Annotated in this window: 1 pseudogene; it reads left to right on the forward strand. The window is 75.3% G+C overall.

The window, feature by feature from the left end:
• Positions 1-433, forward strand: a pseudogene (locus FV222_RS29100) (DNA-binding protein); the annotation flags it as partial.

The following is a 433-nucleotide window of genomic DNA, read 5'->3' on the forward strand; positions in this document are numbered from 1 at the left end:
CGCTGGCGCTGGGCGCCGTCGGCCTCTCCCTGGCGCAGAACGGCGCCCCTTCGACCACGCCGATCGCCCCGGTGGCGATCTCCGCCCTGGTGCCGTCGGGCGGCATCGCCGCCAAGGGCGAGGTCGCCGAGATCTTCGGCAACAAGTTCGTGCTGCAGGACGGCACCGGGCGGGCGCTGGTCGAGACCGGGCGCCAGGGCGAAGGCGGCACGCTGGTCGCCAAGGGCGAGACCGTCACCGTGCAAGGGCGCTTCGAGAACGGGTTCCTGCACGCGGCGGTGCTGACCCACGGCGACGGCAACCGGGTGCTGCTCGGCCCGGCCGGCGGCCCGCCCCCCGGCACCCTCGACTGGGCGAAGGACAAAGTCGGGCTCGGGGCCAACCCCGACGTGCCGGCGCTGACCGCCTCGGTGCAGGCGGCCGGCTACTCGGA

Source organism: Methylobacterium sp. WL103 (assembly GCF_008039885.1).
GTDB classification, from domain to species: Bacteria; Pseudomonadota; Alphaproteobacteria; order Rhizobiales; family Beijerinckiaceae; genus Methylobacterium; species Methylobacterium cerastii.